This is a genomic window from Streptomyces omiyaensis (genome assembly GCF_014650895.1).
GTDB classification, from domain to species: domain Bacteria; phylum Actinomycetota; class Actinomycetes; order Streptomycetales; family Streptomycetaceae; genus Streptomyces; species Streptomyces omiyaensis.
On sequence record NZ_BMVV01000007.1, the window covers coordinates 263,387 to 278,383 of the forward strand.

Here is a 14,997-nt window from a genome sequence, read left to right on the forward strand (position 1 = left end):
TGGGGTCTTGCCGCGGGCCCGCGCGGCGCGGGCTCAGGCGCGCAGCCAGGCGGCGGTGTCCGGGGGGAGGGTGCCGTCGGCGCCGAGCGGACCGCTGGTGAGCAGCACCGCGGAGTGGGCGGGGAGTTCGACGGGGCCGGCGGAGAGGTTCACGACGCAGGTCGGGCCGTGGTCGCGGACGAAGGCGAGGACGCCGTCGGCGGCGGGGAGCCACGTCATCGCGCCGTCGCCGAAGCCGGCTTCGGCGCGGCGCAGGGCGAGGGCGGTGCGGTAGAGGGTGAGCATCGAGTCGGGGTCGTCGCTCTGCCGGTCGACGGCGTAGCGGGCCCAGTCGGAGGGCTGCGGCAGCCAGGGTTCGGTGCCGGGGAGGGTGCCGAAGCCGTACGCGGGGGCGTCGGCGTCCCAGGGGAGGGGGACGCGGCAGCCGTCGCGGCCGGGGTCGGTGCCGCCGGAGCGGTGGTGCATCGGGTCCTGGATGCGGTCGAGGGGGATGTCGGCCTCGGGCAGGCCCAGTTCCTCGCCCTGGTAGAGGTAGACGGAGCCGGGCAGGGCGAGGGTGAGCAGGGCGGCGGCGCGGGCGCGGCGGGTGCCGAGCTCCAGGTCGGTGGGGGTGCCGAAGCGCTTGGCGGCGAAGTCGAAGGCGGTGTCGGCGCGCCCGTAGCGGGTGGCGGTGCGGGTGACGTCGTGGTTGCAGAGCACCCAGGTGGCGGGCGCGTGGACGGGGGCGTGCTCGGCGAGGGTGTCGTCGATGGTGGCGCGCAGCCGCTCCGGCTCCCAGGGGCAGGCGAGGAAGTTGAAGTTGAAGGCGGTGTGCAGCTCGTCGGGGCGCAGGTAGCGGGCGAAGCGCTCGGCGTCGGGGAGCCAGACCTCGCCGACGAAGACGCCGCCGTACTCGTCGGCTATCGCGCGCCAGGAGCGATAGACGTCGTGGATCTCGTCGAGGTCGATGTAGGGGTGGGGGTCGACGCCCTCGGTGAAGTCCCGCAGTTCGGGGTCCTTGGTGAGCAGGGCGGCGGAGTCGATGCGGACGCCGGCGACGCCGCGCTCGAACCAGAAGCGCAGGACGTCCTCGTGCTCGCGGCGCACGTCGGGGTGGGACCAGTTGAGGTCGGGCTGTTCGGGGGTGAACAGGTGGAGGTACCACTCGCCGTCGGGGACGCGGGTCCAGGTGGTGCCGGAGAACTGCGAGGGCCAGTCGTTGGGCGGGAGTTCGCCGTGTTCGCCGCGTCCGGGCCGGAAGTGGAAACGGGCGCGCGCCTGGCTGCCGGGGCCCGCGGCGAGGGCCTCCTGGAACCAGGCGTGCTGGTCGGAGACGTGGTTGGGGACGATGTCGACGATGACGCGCAGGCCGAGCCCGGCGGCGTCGGCGATGAGCTTCTCGGCCTCGTCGAGGGTGCCGAAGGCGGGATCGATGGCGCGGTAGTCGGCGACGTCGTAGCCGCCGTCGACCAGCGGGGAGGCGTACCAGGGGGTGAACCACAGGGCGTCGACGCCGAGTGCGGCGAGGTGGGGCAGTCTCGCTCGGACGCCCGCGAGGTCACCGGTGCCGTCGCCGTCGCCGTCGGCGAAGCTGCGCGGGTAGACCTGGTAGATGACGGCGTCGCGCCACCAGTCGGAGGTGCGGGACGGAGAGGGGGCTGCCACGGAACGGTCCTTTCGGGCAGGAAGGCAGGGAGGGGTTCTTCGCCGTCGTCCCGGATCGGCGGGGACGGGATGGGCCCGGGACGACGGCGAAGGCTTCGAGGGGGGTGGTGTGCCCGTCAGCCCTTGAGGCTGCCGGCGGTGAGGCCGCCCATGATGTTGCGCTGGAAGATCAGGAAGACGATCAGCGTGGGGAGGGACGCGATGGTGAGCGCGGCGATCAGGACGTTGACCGGGACCCCGTTGGAGAGCGAGTAGATGCCCACGTTGAGGGTCTGCTTCGCCGGGTCGGGCAGGGTCAGCATCGGCCAGAGGAAGTCCTTCCAGACGCCGACCACCGCGAAGATCGACACCACGCCCAGGATGGGGCGGGAGATCGGCAGGACGATCGACCACAGGATCCGCATCGGGCTCGCGCCGTCCATCGAGGCGGCGTCCAGGAGTTCCTTGGGGATCGAGTCGAAGAACCGCTTCAGCAGGAAGATGTTGAAGGCGTTGGTCACCGACGGCAGCCAGATCGCCCACGGGCTGTTGAGCAGGTTCCGCTCCACGATCGGCACGTCGAGGACCGTGAGGTACTGCGGGACCACCAGCACGGTCGCCGGGATCATCAGGGTGGCGAGCATCATGCCGAGGATCGCCTTGCCCAGCACCGGCCGCAGCTTGGACAGCGAGTAGGCGGCCGCCACGTCGAGGATCAGCTGGAAGGCGAGCGCGCCGAAGGCGTAGTAGAAGGTGTTGAACAGCAGCGTGGACAGGTCCATGACCTCCCACGCCCGGCTGTAGTTCTCGGGGGTGAAGCTCTCCGGGACCAGCGTCGGCGGGGTGCGCACGACTTCCTGGGTGTCCTTGAAGCCGCTGGAGACCAGCCAGTACAACGGGCCGAGGAACGCCACGGTGAAACCGCCGGTGACCAGGGCGAACGCGGCCCAGTACAGGCGCTTGCCGCGGGACTTGGCGAGGACGGCCGGTGAGATGAGGGTGCGTGTGGACATGCGGGTCTCCCGGTCCTACTCGTCCTCGGCGCGGCTGAGCTTGACGTACGCGGCCGAGAACCCGGCCAGCAGTACGAGCAGGAGCAGGCCGAGGGCGGCCGCGGCGCCGTAGTTGTTGAAGTTGAAGGCGTATTGGTAGATGAGGTAGACGACCGTGGTCGTGGACCCTTCCGGGCCGGCGCCGCCGGTCAGCAGGAACGGTTCGACGAAGACCTGCATGGTGGCGATGACCTGCATCAGCAGCATCAGGGACAGGATCAGGCGGGTCTGCGGGACCGTCACGTGCCAGATCTTGCGCAGCAGACCGGCCCCGTCGAGCTCGGCGGCCTCGTACAGCTCGCCCGGGATGCCCTGGAGCGCGGCCAGATAGATGAGCGTGGCGCCGCCCATGTTCATCCAGGTCGAGGCGATGACCAGGGAGAACATCGCGATGTCGGCGTCCTGGAGCCACTGCTGCTCCGGCAGGCCGACGAAGCCGAGCAGCTCGTTGAGCAGGCCGTAGCCGGGGTCGTACAGGTACTGGAAGAGCAGGACGGCGGCGACCGGCGGCAGCATCACGGGCAGGTAGACCAGCAGCCGCAGGTATCCCTTGCCGTGCCGGAACTCGTTGATCGTGATCGCCAGGACGAAGGGGACCACGAAGCCGAACACCAGGGCCAGGACGGTGTACCAGACGGTGTTGCCCCAGGCCTGCCAGAAGGAGGGGTCGTTGAAGACGGTGCGGAAGTTGTCCAGGCCCACCCAGACCGACTCGCCGCTCTCGGTCTTCTGGAAGGCCAGCAGGAACTCCCTGACCATCGGCCACCAGGAGAACACGGCGAAACACACCACGGCGCCGATGAGGAAACCGTGGGCCGTCAGGTTGCGCCGCAGGCTCTTGGCGAACGCGCCGCCGGGGGCCGCGGGCCCCTGGGGGCGCGGCTCGGGGTGGCGGGGGCGCCCCGCCTTGCTCGGGGTCAGGCTCGGGGCCGACATACGTGCTCCTTGGTACGGGACTGCCGCTTCTGGGGGTGCCGGCGGGCGGGGCGGACCGGTCGGGGTCCGCCCCGCCCGGCCGGGTCACTGGTTGGCCAGTACCTGGTTGACCTGGGTCTCGGCCGTGGCCAGGAGCTTGTCGATGTCGGCGTCCTTGTTGGTGAGGACACCGGACATCACGTTGTCGAGGATCTTGTAGAGCTCCTGGGCCTTCGGCGGCTCGGCCTTGCCCGGGACGGGGCTGTCCATGAAGGTCTTGAAGTTGGCGACCGGCATGGTGGCGTGCTCCACGCGCGCGGCGTCGTCGGTGGTCTTGGACCCGTTCAGCCAGAAGTTGGGCTGCGGGATGCCGACCGGGAGCTTGTCGGCCTTGGTGCGGGCCCAGTCGAACTGGCCCTTGCCGACCGTGAGGTTCTTGAAGTTCAGCCAGGCGACGGCGGCCTTGATCTTGTCGGGCGCGATGCCCTGCTTGATCATGTAGTTGTTGCCGCCGGCCAGGGTGTTCTTGCCGCCCGGGATCGGGCCCATGCCGAAGTTCTCGTACTTCGCGCCCAGCTGCTGCACCATGTACGCGATGTCGTCGGGCGCGGCGAGGAACATGCCGAGCTTGTCGGTGGCGATCTGCTTCTGGAGGTCGCCCCACTTCAGCAGCTGGGTCTTGCCCATGCTGTCGTCCTCCCAGCGCATGGCGTGGAGGTTCTTCACGACCTGCTTGCCCAGCTCGCTGTTGAACGCCGCCTTCTTCCCGCTCGCGTCGACGACGTCGCCGCCGAGGCTGTAGAGCTGGGCGGTGAAGTGCCAGCCGCCGGTGTTGGCCGCGCTGTACTCGCCGAACCCGGAGACACCCTCACCCAGACCCGCGATCTTCTTCGCGGCGGCCCGGACCTCCTCCCAGGTCCGCGGCGGGGCGTCGGGGTCCAGGCCGGCGTCCTTGAAGAGCTTGCGGTTGATCAGCAGGCCCATGGTGTAGTTGCTGGTCGGCAGGCCGTACAGCTTGCCGTCCTGCTTGAGCGAGCCGAGGACGTTGGGGTCGATGTCCTTCAGCGCCGGGACCGTCTTGTCGTTGACGTACGCGGAGATGTCCGCGGCGCCGTTCTCCGACAGGACCTGGGGCAGGTCGGTGAAGTAGGTGTAGAAGACGTCCGGCTGCGACTTCGCCTTGAGCATGGCGGTGAAGCGCGGCGGCTCCAGGCACTGGCCGGGGGTGGAGCGGCCCTCGATGGTGACGTTGGGGTACGTCTTGTTGAACTCTGCGACGTCCTCCTTCCACTCCTTCAGCTCGGCCGCCTTCGCCGCCGGCGGCATGCAGTCGATCGTGATCGTCACCTTGGTGTTCGGGTCGAGCGGAGCGGAGGCGTCGGACGAGCCGGTCGGCTGCGAAGCGCCGCCACCGCTGGAGTCGCTGCTGCTGCTCGTGCCACAGGCGGCGAGAGCGGTCAGCGTCATCGCGGAGACGACGGCGACCGCGCTGGCGCGGCGGGTACGGCGGAGCCTGGCACTTCTCATCGAGTGGTCCCCTTCGGGCAAGAACTGGGAGGGTGCCCCGCCGAGGTCGGCGACTGCTTTGCGGGGCGCGGCACACTCAACCACCCCCAACAAGTGAACGCAAGATATCGCGCTCATTTCGTAATTGCTCGACAATCGCCTCGCTTTCTGGGGCGGGGCGCCTCCGGTTCCCCGTCGCACGTGAGGGCCCCCTCCAGGGCGGGATCACGCCGAGTGGACGCCGGATGGACCGTGCGCCGGGACTGTCGCGCAAGGAGTAAATGATTTGCGCGATCACTTCAACTTTTTCCATCGACCCGTTACCTTGGCGCACGGTGCGACCACCGGCACACAGGACCGGGGCCACGACACGCCGCTCCCGCCGGCCGCGCTCACCAGGCGAGCCGGGTCAGGGGCGCGCTCACCAGGTGGCAGTGGAGGAGGAGGCTCGCCGTGGTGGGGGAGGCCGGCGCGGTGAGCGTGAAGAGCGTGCGCGCGGTCCGGGTCCACCAGCCCCGCTGCCAGGCCCCGACCGCACCCGCCACCACGCCCGGGGACGTCGCCGCCAGGGCGGTGCCCAGGACGGTGACCACCGACAGCGGGGGAGAGCCCAGCGGCACCGCCTCCATCATGGCGTTGACGTCGGAGACGACCGCCGCGAGCGCCGCGGCGAAGGCCCCCGTGAGCAGCCCCGCCACCGTCGCCGCGGCCCGCGCGGCCCGCGCCGCGCGGGTGCGGCGACCGGACGCGGAGACGTCGCGCCACCGCCGTCGCGGGGAAGGCGACGGCGCCGAGGGCCGACACGGCCGCGCCGGAGACGAGCAGGGCCGTGTGCAGGGCGGGGGACCGGCTCCAGGACAGCTTCCCGTACGCCGTCGACGGCGTCGCCGACGAGACCGGCACGCCCCCGCCGGCGAAGGCGATCGTGGCGTCGCCGCCGTCCCGCTCACGGAACAGTCCGCCGCCCGGCGCGGTCCAGCGCTGTTCGGCCCGGTCGGGGGCGGGGGAGAGGCCGGTGGTGCGCAGGCCGTTCCCGCCGTCCCGCCCGACGGTGACCGCTCCCGCCAGCCCCTCGACGGCCATGAGGCCGGCGCGGCTGACCCGGGTGGCGCGGTAACTGCCGGTGTACGGGGCGAGGGCGGGGTCGGCCGTGGCGGCGCGGGGGTCGCGGGCGGGGCGGAGGGACGCGGGGCGAGCGCCCCGACGATCCGGTCGACCGGCTCCCTGCCGTCCCGCCCGGCGCGCCCGTCGACGCCGTCGCCGTTGAAGACGACGAAGATGCCCGGACCGCGTTCCGGCAGGAGCAGCGGGGCGGAGTGGAAACCGGGGATGTCACCGTCCTTGAACCAGCCGGTGTGCCCGCCGCCCCGCCACTCCTCGTAGCCGTGTCCGAGCCCGGGCGGACGGGGGTCCTGGCGGTGGTGGACGCGCTGCATCAGACGGTTCGCCGGGGTGTGGGCGGTCGGCCGGTCGACGAGCCGGCGCCCCATGTCGGCAGCCGTGCCGGCCGCGCCGGGACCGGCCGCGCTCCACGCTCCGTACCGACCCTTCTCCTCGGTCCAGCCGGAGGCGCCGTCGGGCCGGTGGCCGCGGGCCAGGTGCGCCGCGATCCGCGCGGGCTGCGGCTGGGCGAAGGGGGAGCGGGTCATGCCCAGCGGCCGGAGGATCCGCGTCTCGACGCAGGAGGGGAAGTCCGTCCAGGAGACGTCCGCGACGAGCCGGCCGGCGAGGGCGTAGCCGTAGTTGTCGTACGCGACGGTCTCCCCGGGCGCGCGCACCCGCGGCGGCCGCCGCGTGGCCGGGCTCTCGGCGAGCGGCTCCCCGTCCTCGGCGGCGGCCCTGTCGCGGCCCACGAGGTCGCTGTCGAAGCCCCCGGTGCGCGTGAGCAGGTGGTTCCAGGGTGACGGGGCGGCCGGGGTGGGCAACGGACTCGGGAACCTGCGTGACCGGGCGGCCTCCTCGGCGCGCAGCTGCGGGCCGGCCCCACCCCCGACGGCCGCGGGTGCGCCCCCACGCTGCCGATGCGCCCCTCGCCCGCCTGGTCGGGCCGGCCGGCCCTGTTCCCGCGCGATCCGCACCGCGTCCAGCCGGTCGCGGGCGTCGAGCTTGGTGACGGCCGCGCCGAGGCGGTTCCGTACCGTGCCCTGCGACAGGTGCAGCCCGCGGTCGATCTCGGAGAGCTCGGCGCCCCCGGCGGCCAGCCGCAGCACGTCGGTCTCCCTGTCCCCCAGCGGGCTCTCCCCGGCCATGAGCCCTCGGGTCGATGACGTGTTCCCCGGCCGCGACCCGGCGCACCGCGTCGGCGAGGCGGTCCGGCGGCGCGTCCTTCAGCATGAAGCCGTGCACCCGCGCCGCGAGCGCCGGCCGCGGCACCTCGGGCCGCCCCAGGGCGGTCAGGACCGGCACCCGGCACTCCGGCAGCGCGGCACCCAGGTCCCGGGCGGCGGCGAGTCCGTCCCTGCCGGGCGTCTCGACGTCGAGCACCGCCACCGTGGGCCGGTGCGCGAGCGCGGCGGGGACGACCGCGTCGCCGTCGGGCACCTCCGCCACGACCTCCATGTCCGGCTCCAGACCCGGCAGGGCGACCAGTGCCCCGCGGATCTACGTGTCCTCGGCCGGCAGGATCCGGATCACGCGCCCGCCTCCGGCCCCCGCGGGGCGCGGAGTACGAGCAGGGTGATCTCGCTGGGGGCGAAGACGCGGAACGGCGGCCCCCAGAAGCCGGTGCCGCGGCTGGTGTAGAGGAGGGTGCGGACGCCGTGCCGGCTGAGGCCGGCGAGGACCGGCTGGTCGATGCCGACCAGGTGGTGGAAGGGCCAGATCTGGCCGCCGTGGGTGTGGCCGGAGAGCTGGAGGTCGACGCCGTGGGCCGCCGCCCGGTCGACGAACTTGGGCTGATGGGCGAGGAGGAGGACGGGCAGGGCGGGGTCGGCGCCGTCGAGGGCCCCGTCGAGGTGGGCGCGGTGGCCCGCCAGTCCGGAGGCTTCGGCGGTGACGTCGTCGACGCCGGCGACCACGAGGGTGTCACCGCCGCGTTCGAGCAGCACGTGGCGGTTGCGCAGCGGCTCCCAGCCCAGCTCGCCCATCAGGTCCACCCAGCCCTGGGCCTCGCTGTAGTACTCGTGGTTGCCGGTGACGTAGACCCGGGCGCGGGTCGCCCGCACGGTGCCCAGGGGAGCGGCCTGGGCACGGCGGCGTTCGGCCGTGCCGTCCGCGATGTCGCCGGTGTGGCAGACCAGGTCGGCCTCCAGGGTGTTCACCGTCTCGCAGACCCGTGCCGACCAGCGGGCGCGGTCGAGCGGGCCGTAGTGGGTGTCGGTGATCAGGACGACCCGGGTGCCGTCGAGCCCCGCCCCCAGGCGCGGGAGCGTCACGTCGAGCCGGCGCACCCGCGGCACGCGCCGGGCCTCGGCGTACCCCCAGGCGAGCAGGACGGCGCAGACGCCGAGGACGGCCCAGGTCACGAGGCGCGCCCGGTCCCGTCCGTCGCCCACGTCCGCCACGGTCAGGGCGAGCCGCAGCAGGACGCCGAGCAGGACGGACCAGGTGAAGAGCACCCAGCTGACGCCCAGCAGGGTGTCGCCGACGATCGCCGCGCGGTCCCGCTGGCGCCGCCCGTGGCCGTGCACCATCGCGAGCGGCATCCCGACCAGGCCCAGCACGGACAGCGCGGTGCCGGCCGCCGCCACGGGCAGCGGCCAGCGCTGGCCCGTGTGCAGGAGCACCCCGCACGGCACGGCCCACAGCAGGACGGGGGCGATCAGCGGGACGAAGCGCATCAGGCGCTGCAGACGGCCGGGTGGCGCCCCGTGCGGCCCGCCCGCGGCGGATCGGGTGTCGCTGGTCTCGGTCACGCTTCCCCTCCTGAGGATCTGTCCCGGCGGATCACGACCGATTCTGCACGCGTTCCCCGGGGCACGGGACGGGGGCCGGGGAAGGGGTCGGGGAGGGGAGCCGGGACGCCCCGTATCCACCGGATGTCTGTTTGGTTAGGCTGGCCTTGCCTGGCATGTAGGGTCGGATGCCGGGTCGGGTTCCGCCGCCGCCGTGGCGGGGACCCCGAGGACGGAACGGGCAGAGACGAAGGCAGAGCGCAGGTGAGTGGCGGAGAGCGGGCCGGTGCCCGCCGTGGGCCCGCTGGAGCGGGACGTGCGAGGCGGGTGACGGGTGCCGTGACCCCCGGCGCGCTGCCCGGGACGAGGCGTCGTGGGTGAGATCGCGTTCACGGCCGGCGCCCTCTACGTCATCGTGCTGCTCCGGGCCGGCGGGACCTTCGCCGTCGGATGGCTCGCGGGCGCGGGCGCCCGGCGCAGCCGGTTCGCCGAGCGCATCTCCTCGGCCAAGTTCCAGCGGGTCGAGCGGGCGATCCAGCGGTGGGGCGCGCCGGTGGTGGCCGTCTCCTTCCTGACCGTCGGTTTCCAGACCGCCGCCAACTTCCTCGCGGGCAGCATGCGGATGCCCCTGACGCGCTACCTGCCCGCGCTGTTCGTCGGCGGAGCGGCCTGGGCGCTGGTCTACGCGACCGTCGGGATCGGCGTGCTCGGGGTGCTGGCCGACCTGTTCGCCGAGCGGACGGCCCTCGGGGTCGCCGCGGTGGCCGCCCTCCTGCTCGTGGTGTGCGGTGTGGTGGTGCACCGCAGGCGCAGGACGGTCCCGCCCGCGCCCGTTCCCGCCGACGGCGAGGCCTCCTAGGAGGACGCGGCCGGTCTCGGCGGACGCCGGAGCGGCGGTACGTGCCGGGCCACCTGCACGTGCCGGAGTACCGGCATGTGTCGCCGTACCGGCATGTGTCGCCGTACCGGACCGTGTCGGCGTACCGGGTCGCGGACCCCTCCGCGCCGATGGCCGGCGTGCGGACCTGGGGTGCCTCACCGTCCCCCGCCGTCCCCATCGCCCCCGCCGTCCCCCACCGCCCGATTCCCGCCATCCGTCGTCCGATAAACGGTTGCCTTCTCCCGTTCCGGGCGCGGAAAGTGACGCCGTGACCATGACCGATGACAGACCGCGGATCGACACGGCCCACCGGCGGCACCTCCACGCCCACGACTGTCCCGCCCCCGCGGCCGCCGGCCTGCCGGCCCTCGCCGCCGGGCCGGCCGAGTCCCTCCGCCAACCCGGCCCGGGCCTCCGGGACGGCGAGCCCCACGTGGTGCCGCGGACCCGGATCCGGCGGGACGTCATCGGCCGTCCGCTGCGCGCCCGCCCGGGCGCCGTGACGGCCGGGCGCTTCGAGGGGCCCGGGATCCAGGCGCACGCCTTCGCCCCGCTCGTGCTCGACGCGCTCGTCGCCCGTGACGACCGCGACCCGACGTGGGGGGAGGCCTTCCGGCGGCGGTGACCGGCCGGAAAGGGCCTGCGCGGACACGACCCGCACCTGGGCCGACTGCACGCGGTCGGGCCGGAGGTGGCGGCCCCGGTCCTCCGGGCGGTGTGACCGGGGCGCGCAGCGCGGTGCGAGGCCTGGGGGCGCTCGTGGGGTGAGGCGCGTCTCACCGGCGGGCGCCCACCTTGCTATGCAACCAGTTGCATAGCAGGATCGGGGGCATGGCGCTCGAACACGCGATCCTCGTCTCCCTGCTGGAGAAGCCGGGTTCCGGATACGAACTGGCCCGGCGGTTCGATCGGTCCATCGGCTACTTCTGGACCGCCACCCACCAGCAGATCTACCGCGTGCTGAAGCGGATGGAAAACGACGGCTGGGTCGCCGCCCGGGAGGTGGCGCAGCAGGGCCGGCCGGACAAGCGGGAGTACTCCGTCGCCGACCTCGGGCACGCGGCGCTCAGCTCCTGGCTGCACGAGCCGATCGAGCCCGAGACCGTCCGGCACGACCTCGCCGTGAAGATCCGAGGCGCCGCCTTCGACGACCCGGCCGGCCTCGTCCGCGAGGTCGAGCGGCACCGGCAGGCGCACGCCGACCGCCTCGCCCACTACCTCGCGGGCGAGGGGCGCGATTTCCCGCCGCAGTCCCCGGCGGAAGCGCCTTCGTCCCCGGCGGAAGCGCCTTCGTCCCCGGCGGAAGCGCCTTCGTCCCCGGTGGGAGAAGGGTCCTCCCCGCCCCCGTCCGGAGCGTCGCCCGACGCCGAGCGCGAGCTCCAGCACGTCGTGCTCCGGGGCGGCATCGCGTACGAACGCATGATGATCGCCTGGCTCGACGACGTCCTCGCCACCCTGCACCGTTTCTGAGGCCCGCCTCCGGTCCTCCGGCCTTCCGGTCCTCCGGCCTTCCGGTCCTCCGGCCTTCCGGTCCTCCGGCCTTCCAGTCCTCCGGTTCTCCGGCCCACGCCTGGCCCCGGGGCTCTGCCCCCACCCCTCACCCACCCTCGACGCCCCAAGGCGGTAACCCGTGTCCGACGCGCTGCTGTTCAACCCCCGCACCTACGACCCCGCGCACTTCGACCCCGAGACCCGCAGGCTGCTGCGCGCCACCGTCGACTGGTTCGAGGAGCGCGGCAAGCGCCGGATCATCGAGGACTACCGCACCCGCGCCTGGCTCGGCGACTTCCTCGCCTTCGCCGCGAAGGAAGGCCTCTTCGCCACCTTCCTGACCCCCGCGGCCGAGGCCGGCGAGGGCCAGGGCGACAAGCGCTGGGACACCGCCCGCATCGCCGCCCTCAACGAGATCCTCGGCTTCTACGGCCTCGACTACTGGTACGCCTGGCAGGTCACCATCCTCGGCCTCGGTCCGGTCTGGCAGAGCGACAACGCCACCGCCCGCGCCCGCGCCGCCGAACTCCTCGACCAGGGCGAGGTCTTCGCCTTCGGCCTCTCGGAGAAGACGCACGGCGCCGACATCTACTCCACCGACATGCTCCTCACCCCCGACGGCGAGGGCGGCTTCCGGGCCACCGGATCCAAGTACTACATCGGCAACGGCAATGCCGCCGGCCTCGTCTCCGTCTTCGGCCGCCGCACCGACGTCGAGGGCCCCGACGGCTACGTCTTCTTCGCCGCCGACAGCCGTCACCCGGCCTACCACCTGGTCAAGAACGTCGTCGACTCCTCGAAGTTCGTCAGCGAGTTCCGCCTGGAGGGGTACCCGGTCGCCCCCGAGGACGTCCTGCACACCGGCCGCGCCGCCTTCGACGCCGCCCTCAACACCGTCAACGTCGGCAAGTTCAACCTCTGCACCGCCTCCATCGGCATCTGCGAGCACGCGATGTACGAGGCCGTCACCCACGCGCAGAACCGGATCCTCTACGGCCGCCCGGTCACCGCCTTCCCCCACGTGCGCCGCGAACTCACCGACGCCTACGTGCGCCTGGCGGGCATGAAGCTGTTCAGCGACCGCGCCGTCGACTACTTCCGCACCGCCGGACCCGACGACCGCCGCTACCTCCTCTTCAACCCCATGACGAAGATGAAGGTGACCACCGAGGGCGAGAAGGTCGTCGACCTCCTGTGGGACGTCATCGCCGCCAAGGGCTTCGAGAAGGACAACTACTTCGCCCAGGCCGCCGTCGAGATCCGCGGCCTGCCGAAGCTGGAGGGCACGGTCCACGTCAACCTCGCCCTGATCCTCAAGTTCCTCCGCAACCACCTCCTCGACCCGGTCGACCACCCGGCCGTCCCCACCCGCCTCGACGCCGCCGACGACGCCTTCCTCTTCCGCCAGGGCCCCGCCCGCGGCCTCGGCTCCGTCCGCTTCCACGACTGGCGCCCGGCCTTCGACGCGTACGACCGGCTCCCCAACGTCGCCCGCTTCCGCGAGCAGGCCGACGCCCTCTGCGACTTCGTCCGCACCGCCGCCCCCGACGAGGCCCAGAGCCGCGACCTGGACCTGCTCCTCGCCGTCGGGCAGCTCTTCGCGCTCGTCGTCCACGCCCAGCTCGTCCTGGAGCAGGCCGCCCTCACCGGCCTCGACGACGACGTCCTCGACGAGCTCTTCGCCGTCCTCGTCCGCGACTTCTCGGGCTACGCCGTCGAGCTCCACGGCAAGGACTCCGCCACCGCGGCGCAGCAGGAGTGGGCGCTCGGCGCGGTCCGCCGCCCGGTCGTCGACGAGGCCCGCACCGCCCGCGTCTGGTCCCGCGTCGAGGCCCTCTCCGGCGCCTACGAGATGCGGCCCTGACACCCCGGTCCCGGGCCGCGCCCCCCGGCGCGCGGCCCGGGACCCCGGCTGTCGGTCCCACCCCCTACGATGACCGCACATGAGCACGAGTGACGACGACGGCAGACCTCTCGTCGACGGACGGTTCCGACTGATCTCCCGGCTCGGCAGCGGTGGCATGGGCACCGTCTGGCGCGCCCGGGACATCGCCCTCGACCGGGACGTCGCCCTCAAGGAGGTCCGTCCGCCGGACCCCGCCGCCGAGGCGGCCCACCCCGGCCTCACCGCCCAGATGCGGGCCCGGGCCGTCCGCGAGGCCCGCGCGCTGGCCCGCCTCTCCCACCCGCACGTCGTGACCGTGCACCACATCGTCGAGCCCGCCGACGGCTCGGCCCCGTGGATCGTCATGGAGCTGGTCGAGGGCAGCTCCGTCGCCGACCGCCTCGCCGCCGGGCCGCTGACCGTCCCCGAGGCCGTCTCCCTCGGCCGGCAGGTCCTCGGCGCCCTGCGCGCCGCGCACGCCGCCGGCATCCAGCACCGCGACGTCAAGCCCGCCAACGTCCTGCTGCGCGCCGAGGGCGGCGCCGTCCTCACCGACTTCGGCATCGCCGTCCTCGACGAGGCCACCTCCCGGCTCACCGCCTCCGGCGACCTCATCGGCTCCGCCGAGTTCATCGCCCCCGAGCGGGTCCGCGGCGAGGAGGGCAACCCGGCCTCCGACCTGTGGTCCCTCGGCATGCTCCTGTACGTGGCGACCGAGGGCCACCACCCGCTGCGCCGCGCCACCAGCCTCGCCACCGTCGTCGCCGTCCTCGACGACCCGATCCCGCCGCCGGTCCGCTCCGGTGCCCTCGGGCCCGTCCTCACCCGCCTCCTCGTCCGCGACCCGGCCCTGCGCCCGGACGGCGCGGAGCTCGACCGCCTCCTCGCCGAGGCCGAGACCCGGGCCGGCGCCCACCCGGGGGTCGCGGGCGGCACCGTCCCCGCGCCGCCCTCCGACGCCGTCCCCGCGGGCTTCGGACCGCCGACCCCCGCCGCGTACCCGCCGCCCCCGGCCCACCCGTACGTCCGCCCCGGCCACGGGCAGCCCGTCCCGCCGGCCGCCGGTCCGCACCCCGCGCCCCGCACCGGTCCCGCCCGGCGGCGGCGCGCCGTCACCGTCGCGGGCGGCCTGGCCGTCGCCGCGGCCCTGCTCGCCCTCGGCCTCCCCCAGCTCTTCCCGGGCGACGACGGCGACGGCGGCACCGGCGGCACCAGCAGCACCGGCGGTCTCGGCCTCGGCACGGACACCGGCACCGGCGACGGCAAGCGGACCGGGTCCGCCGACCGCACCGCCCCGCCCGGCGCGTCGACCGGCGCCACCCCCGCGACCACCCCGCCCGCCACCGCGCGCGCCGGCTCCCTCCTCACCCCCGACGGCATGCGCACCGTCGTCGCCGCGTTCCGCGAGGCCACCGGCGTCCCGACGGTCAAGCAGATCTCCGTCTACGAGGAGTACGCCATCGCGGAGATCCCCACCAAGCAGGGGGCGAAGACCTACGACCGGTACCAGTACCGGGACGGCGAGGTCACCCGGCAGGGCATCGGCGGCACCATCCTCGCGTCCAGCGCCGACGACCAGCCCTTCGACCCCGCCCGCATGCCCTGGGACGACCTGCCGGCCCTGGCGAAGCGCGCCGACCGCGAGCTCAAGGTCGAGGAGCCCGCCATGCGGTACCTGCTCGTCAAGCGGTGGACCTTCAACGAGGACCGCCCCACCCTCCTCGTCTACCGCACCAACGAGTACAGCGCCGTCGGCTACCTCGCCGTCGACGCCGACGGCAAGGTGGTGCACACGCTGGTCGCCGACTGAGG

General features: G+C 73.6%; 11 protein-coding genes and 1 pseudogene. 5 read left to right on the forward strand and 7 right to left on the reverse strand.

The genetic code is table 11. The annotated features are described in order from the left end of the window. Window positions 1-33 precede the first annotated feature (33 nt). From IE287_RS14585 to IE287_RS14610, 7 genes and pseudogenes are all read right to left on the reverse strand, one after another. Entirely contained in the window at window positions 34-1,644 is a 1,611-nt protein-coding gene (locus IE287_RS14585) for a glycoside hydrolase family 13 protein (RefSeq protein WP_189849450.1), read from the reverse strand. Window positions 1,645-1,760: 116 nt separating this feature from the next. Next, window positions 1,761-2,636: a carbohydrate ABC transporter permease gene (locus IE287_RS14590; protein WP_189849451.1), complete on the reverse strand. Its 876-nt coding sequence runs from the start codon at window positions 2,634-2,636 to the stop codon at window positions 1,761-1,763. Window positions 2,637-2,651: 15 nt separating this feature from the next. Next, on the reverse strand, window positions 2,652-3,611 hold the full coding sequence (locus tag IE287_RS14595) for a carbohydrate ABC transporter permease (protein WP_189849452.1): 960 nt from the start codon (window positions 3,609-3,611) through the stop codon (window positions 2,652-2,654). An 84-nt stretch (window positions 3,612-3,695) separates the two neighbouring features. Then, window positions 3,696-5,117, reverse strand: a complete 1,422-nt coding sequence (locus tag IE287_RS14600) for an extracellular solute-binding protein (RefSeq protein ID WP_189849453.1) — start codon at window positions 5,115-5,117, stop codon at window positions 3,696-3,698. 371 nt (window positions 5,118-5,488) lie between these two features. After that, complete coding sequence (locus IE287_RS38520) at window positions 5,489-7,174, reverse strand: serine hydrolase domain-containing protein (RefSeq protein ID WP_229883499.1); 1,686 nt, start codon at window positions 7,172-7,174, stop codon at window positions 5,489-5,491. Further along, a pseudogene (locus tag IE287_RS14605) lies at window positions 7,151-7,655 on the reverse strand (response regulator transcription factor); the annotation flags it as partial. The pseudogene IE287_RS14605 and the gene IE287_RS38520, both read right to left, overlap by 24 nt. Window positions 7,656-7,726: 71 nt before the next feature. Further along, window positions 7,727-8,950, reverse strand: coding sequence for a metallophosphoesterase (locus IE287_RS14610; protein WP_189849454.1), 1,224 nt, complete (start codon window positions 8,948-8,950; stop codon window positions 7,727-7,729). 352 nt (window positions 8,951-9,302) lie between these two features. On the opposite strand from IE287_RS14610, the gene IE287_RS14615 reads away from it, so the two are divergent. The 5 genes from IE287_RS14615 (at window position 9,303) to IE287_RS14635 (ending at window position 14,995) form a co-directional block, all read left to right on the forward strand. Beyond that, on the forward strand, window positions 9,303-9,788 hold the full coding sequence (locus IE287_RS14615; RefSeq protein ID WP_189849455.1) for a DedA family protein: 486 nt from the start codon (window positions 9,303-9,305) through the stop codon (window positions 9,786-9,788). Between the two features lie 295 nt (window positions 9,789-10,083). Next, window positions 10,084-10,434 carry a hypothetical protein gene (locus tag IE287_RS14620; RefSeq protein WP_189849456.1) on the forward strand — a complete coding sequence of 117 codons (351 nt, stop codon included), beginning with the start codon at window positions 10,084-10,086 and terminating at the stop codon, window positions 10,432-10,434. 206 nt (window positions 10,435-10,640) lie between these two features. After that, the gene (locus tag IE287_RS14625; protein ID WP_189849457.1) at window positions 10,641-11,279 is read left to right on the forward strand and encodes a PadR family transcriptional regulator; all 639 of its coding nucleotides are present in this window, start codon (window positions 10,641-10,643) and stop codon (window positions 11,277-11,279) included. Between the two features lie 160 nt (window positions 11,280-11,439). Next, window positions 11,440-13,164, forward strand: a complete 1,725-nt coding sequence (locus tag IE287_RS14630) for an acyl-CoA dehydrogenase family protein (protein WP_189849458.1) — start codon at window positions 11,440-11,442, stop codon at window positions 13,162-13,164. Window positions 13,165-13,243: 79 nt separating this feature from the next. Further along, complete coding sequence (locus tag IE287_RS14635) at window positions 13,244-14,995, forward strand: serine/threonine-protein kinase (protein ID WP_189849459.1); 1,752 nt, start codon at window positions 13,244-13,246, stop codon at window positions 14,993-14,995. Window positions 14,996-14,997 lie beyond the last annotated feature (2 nt).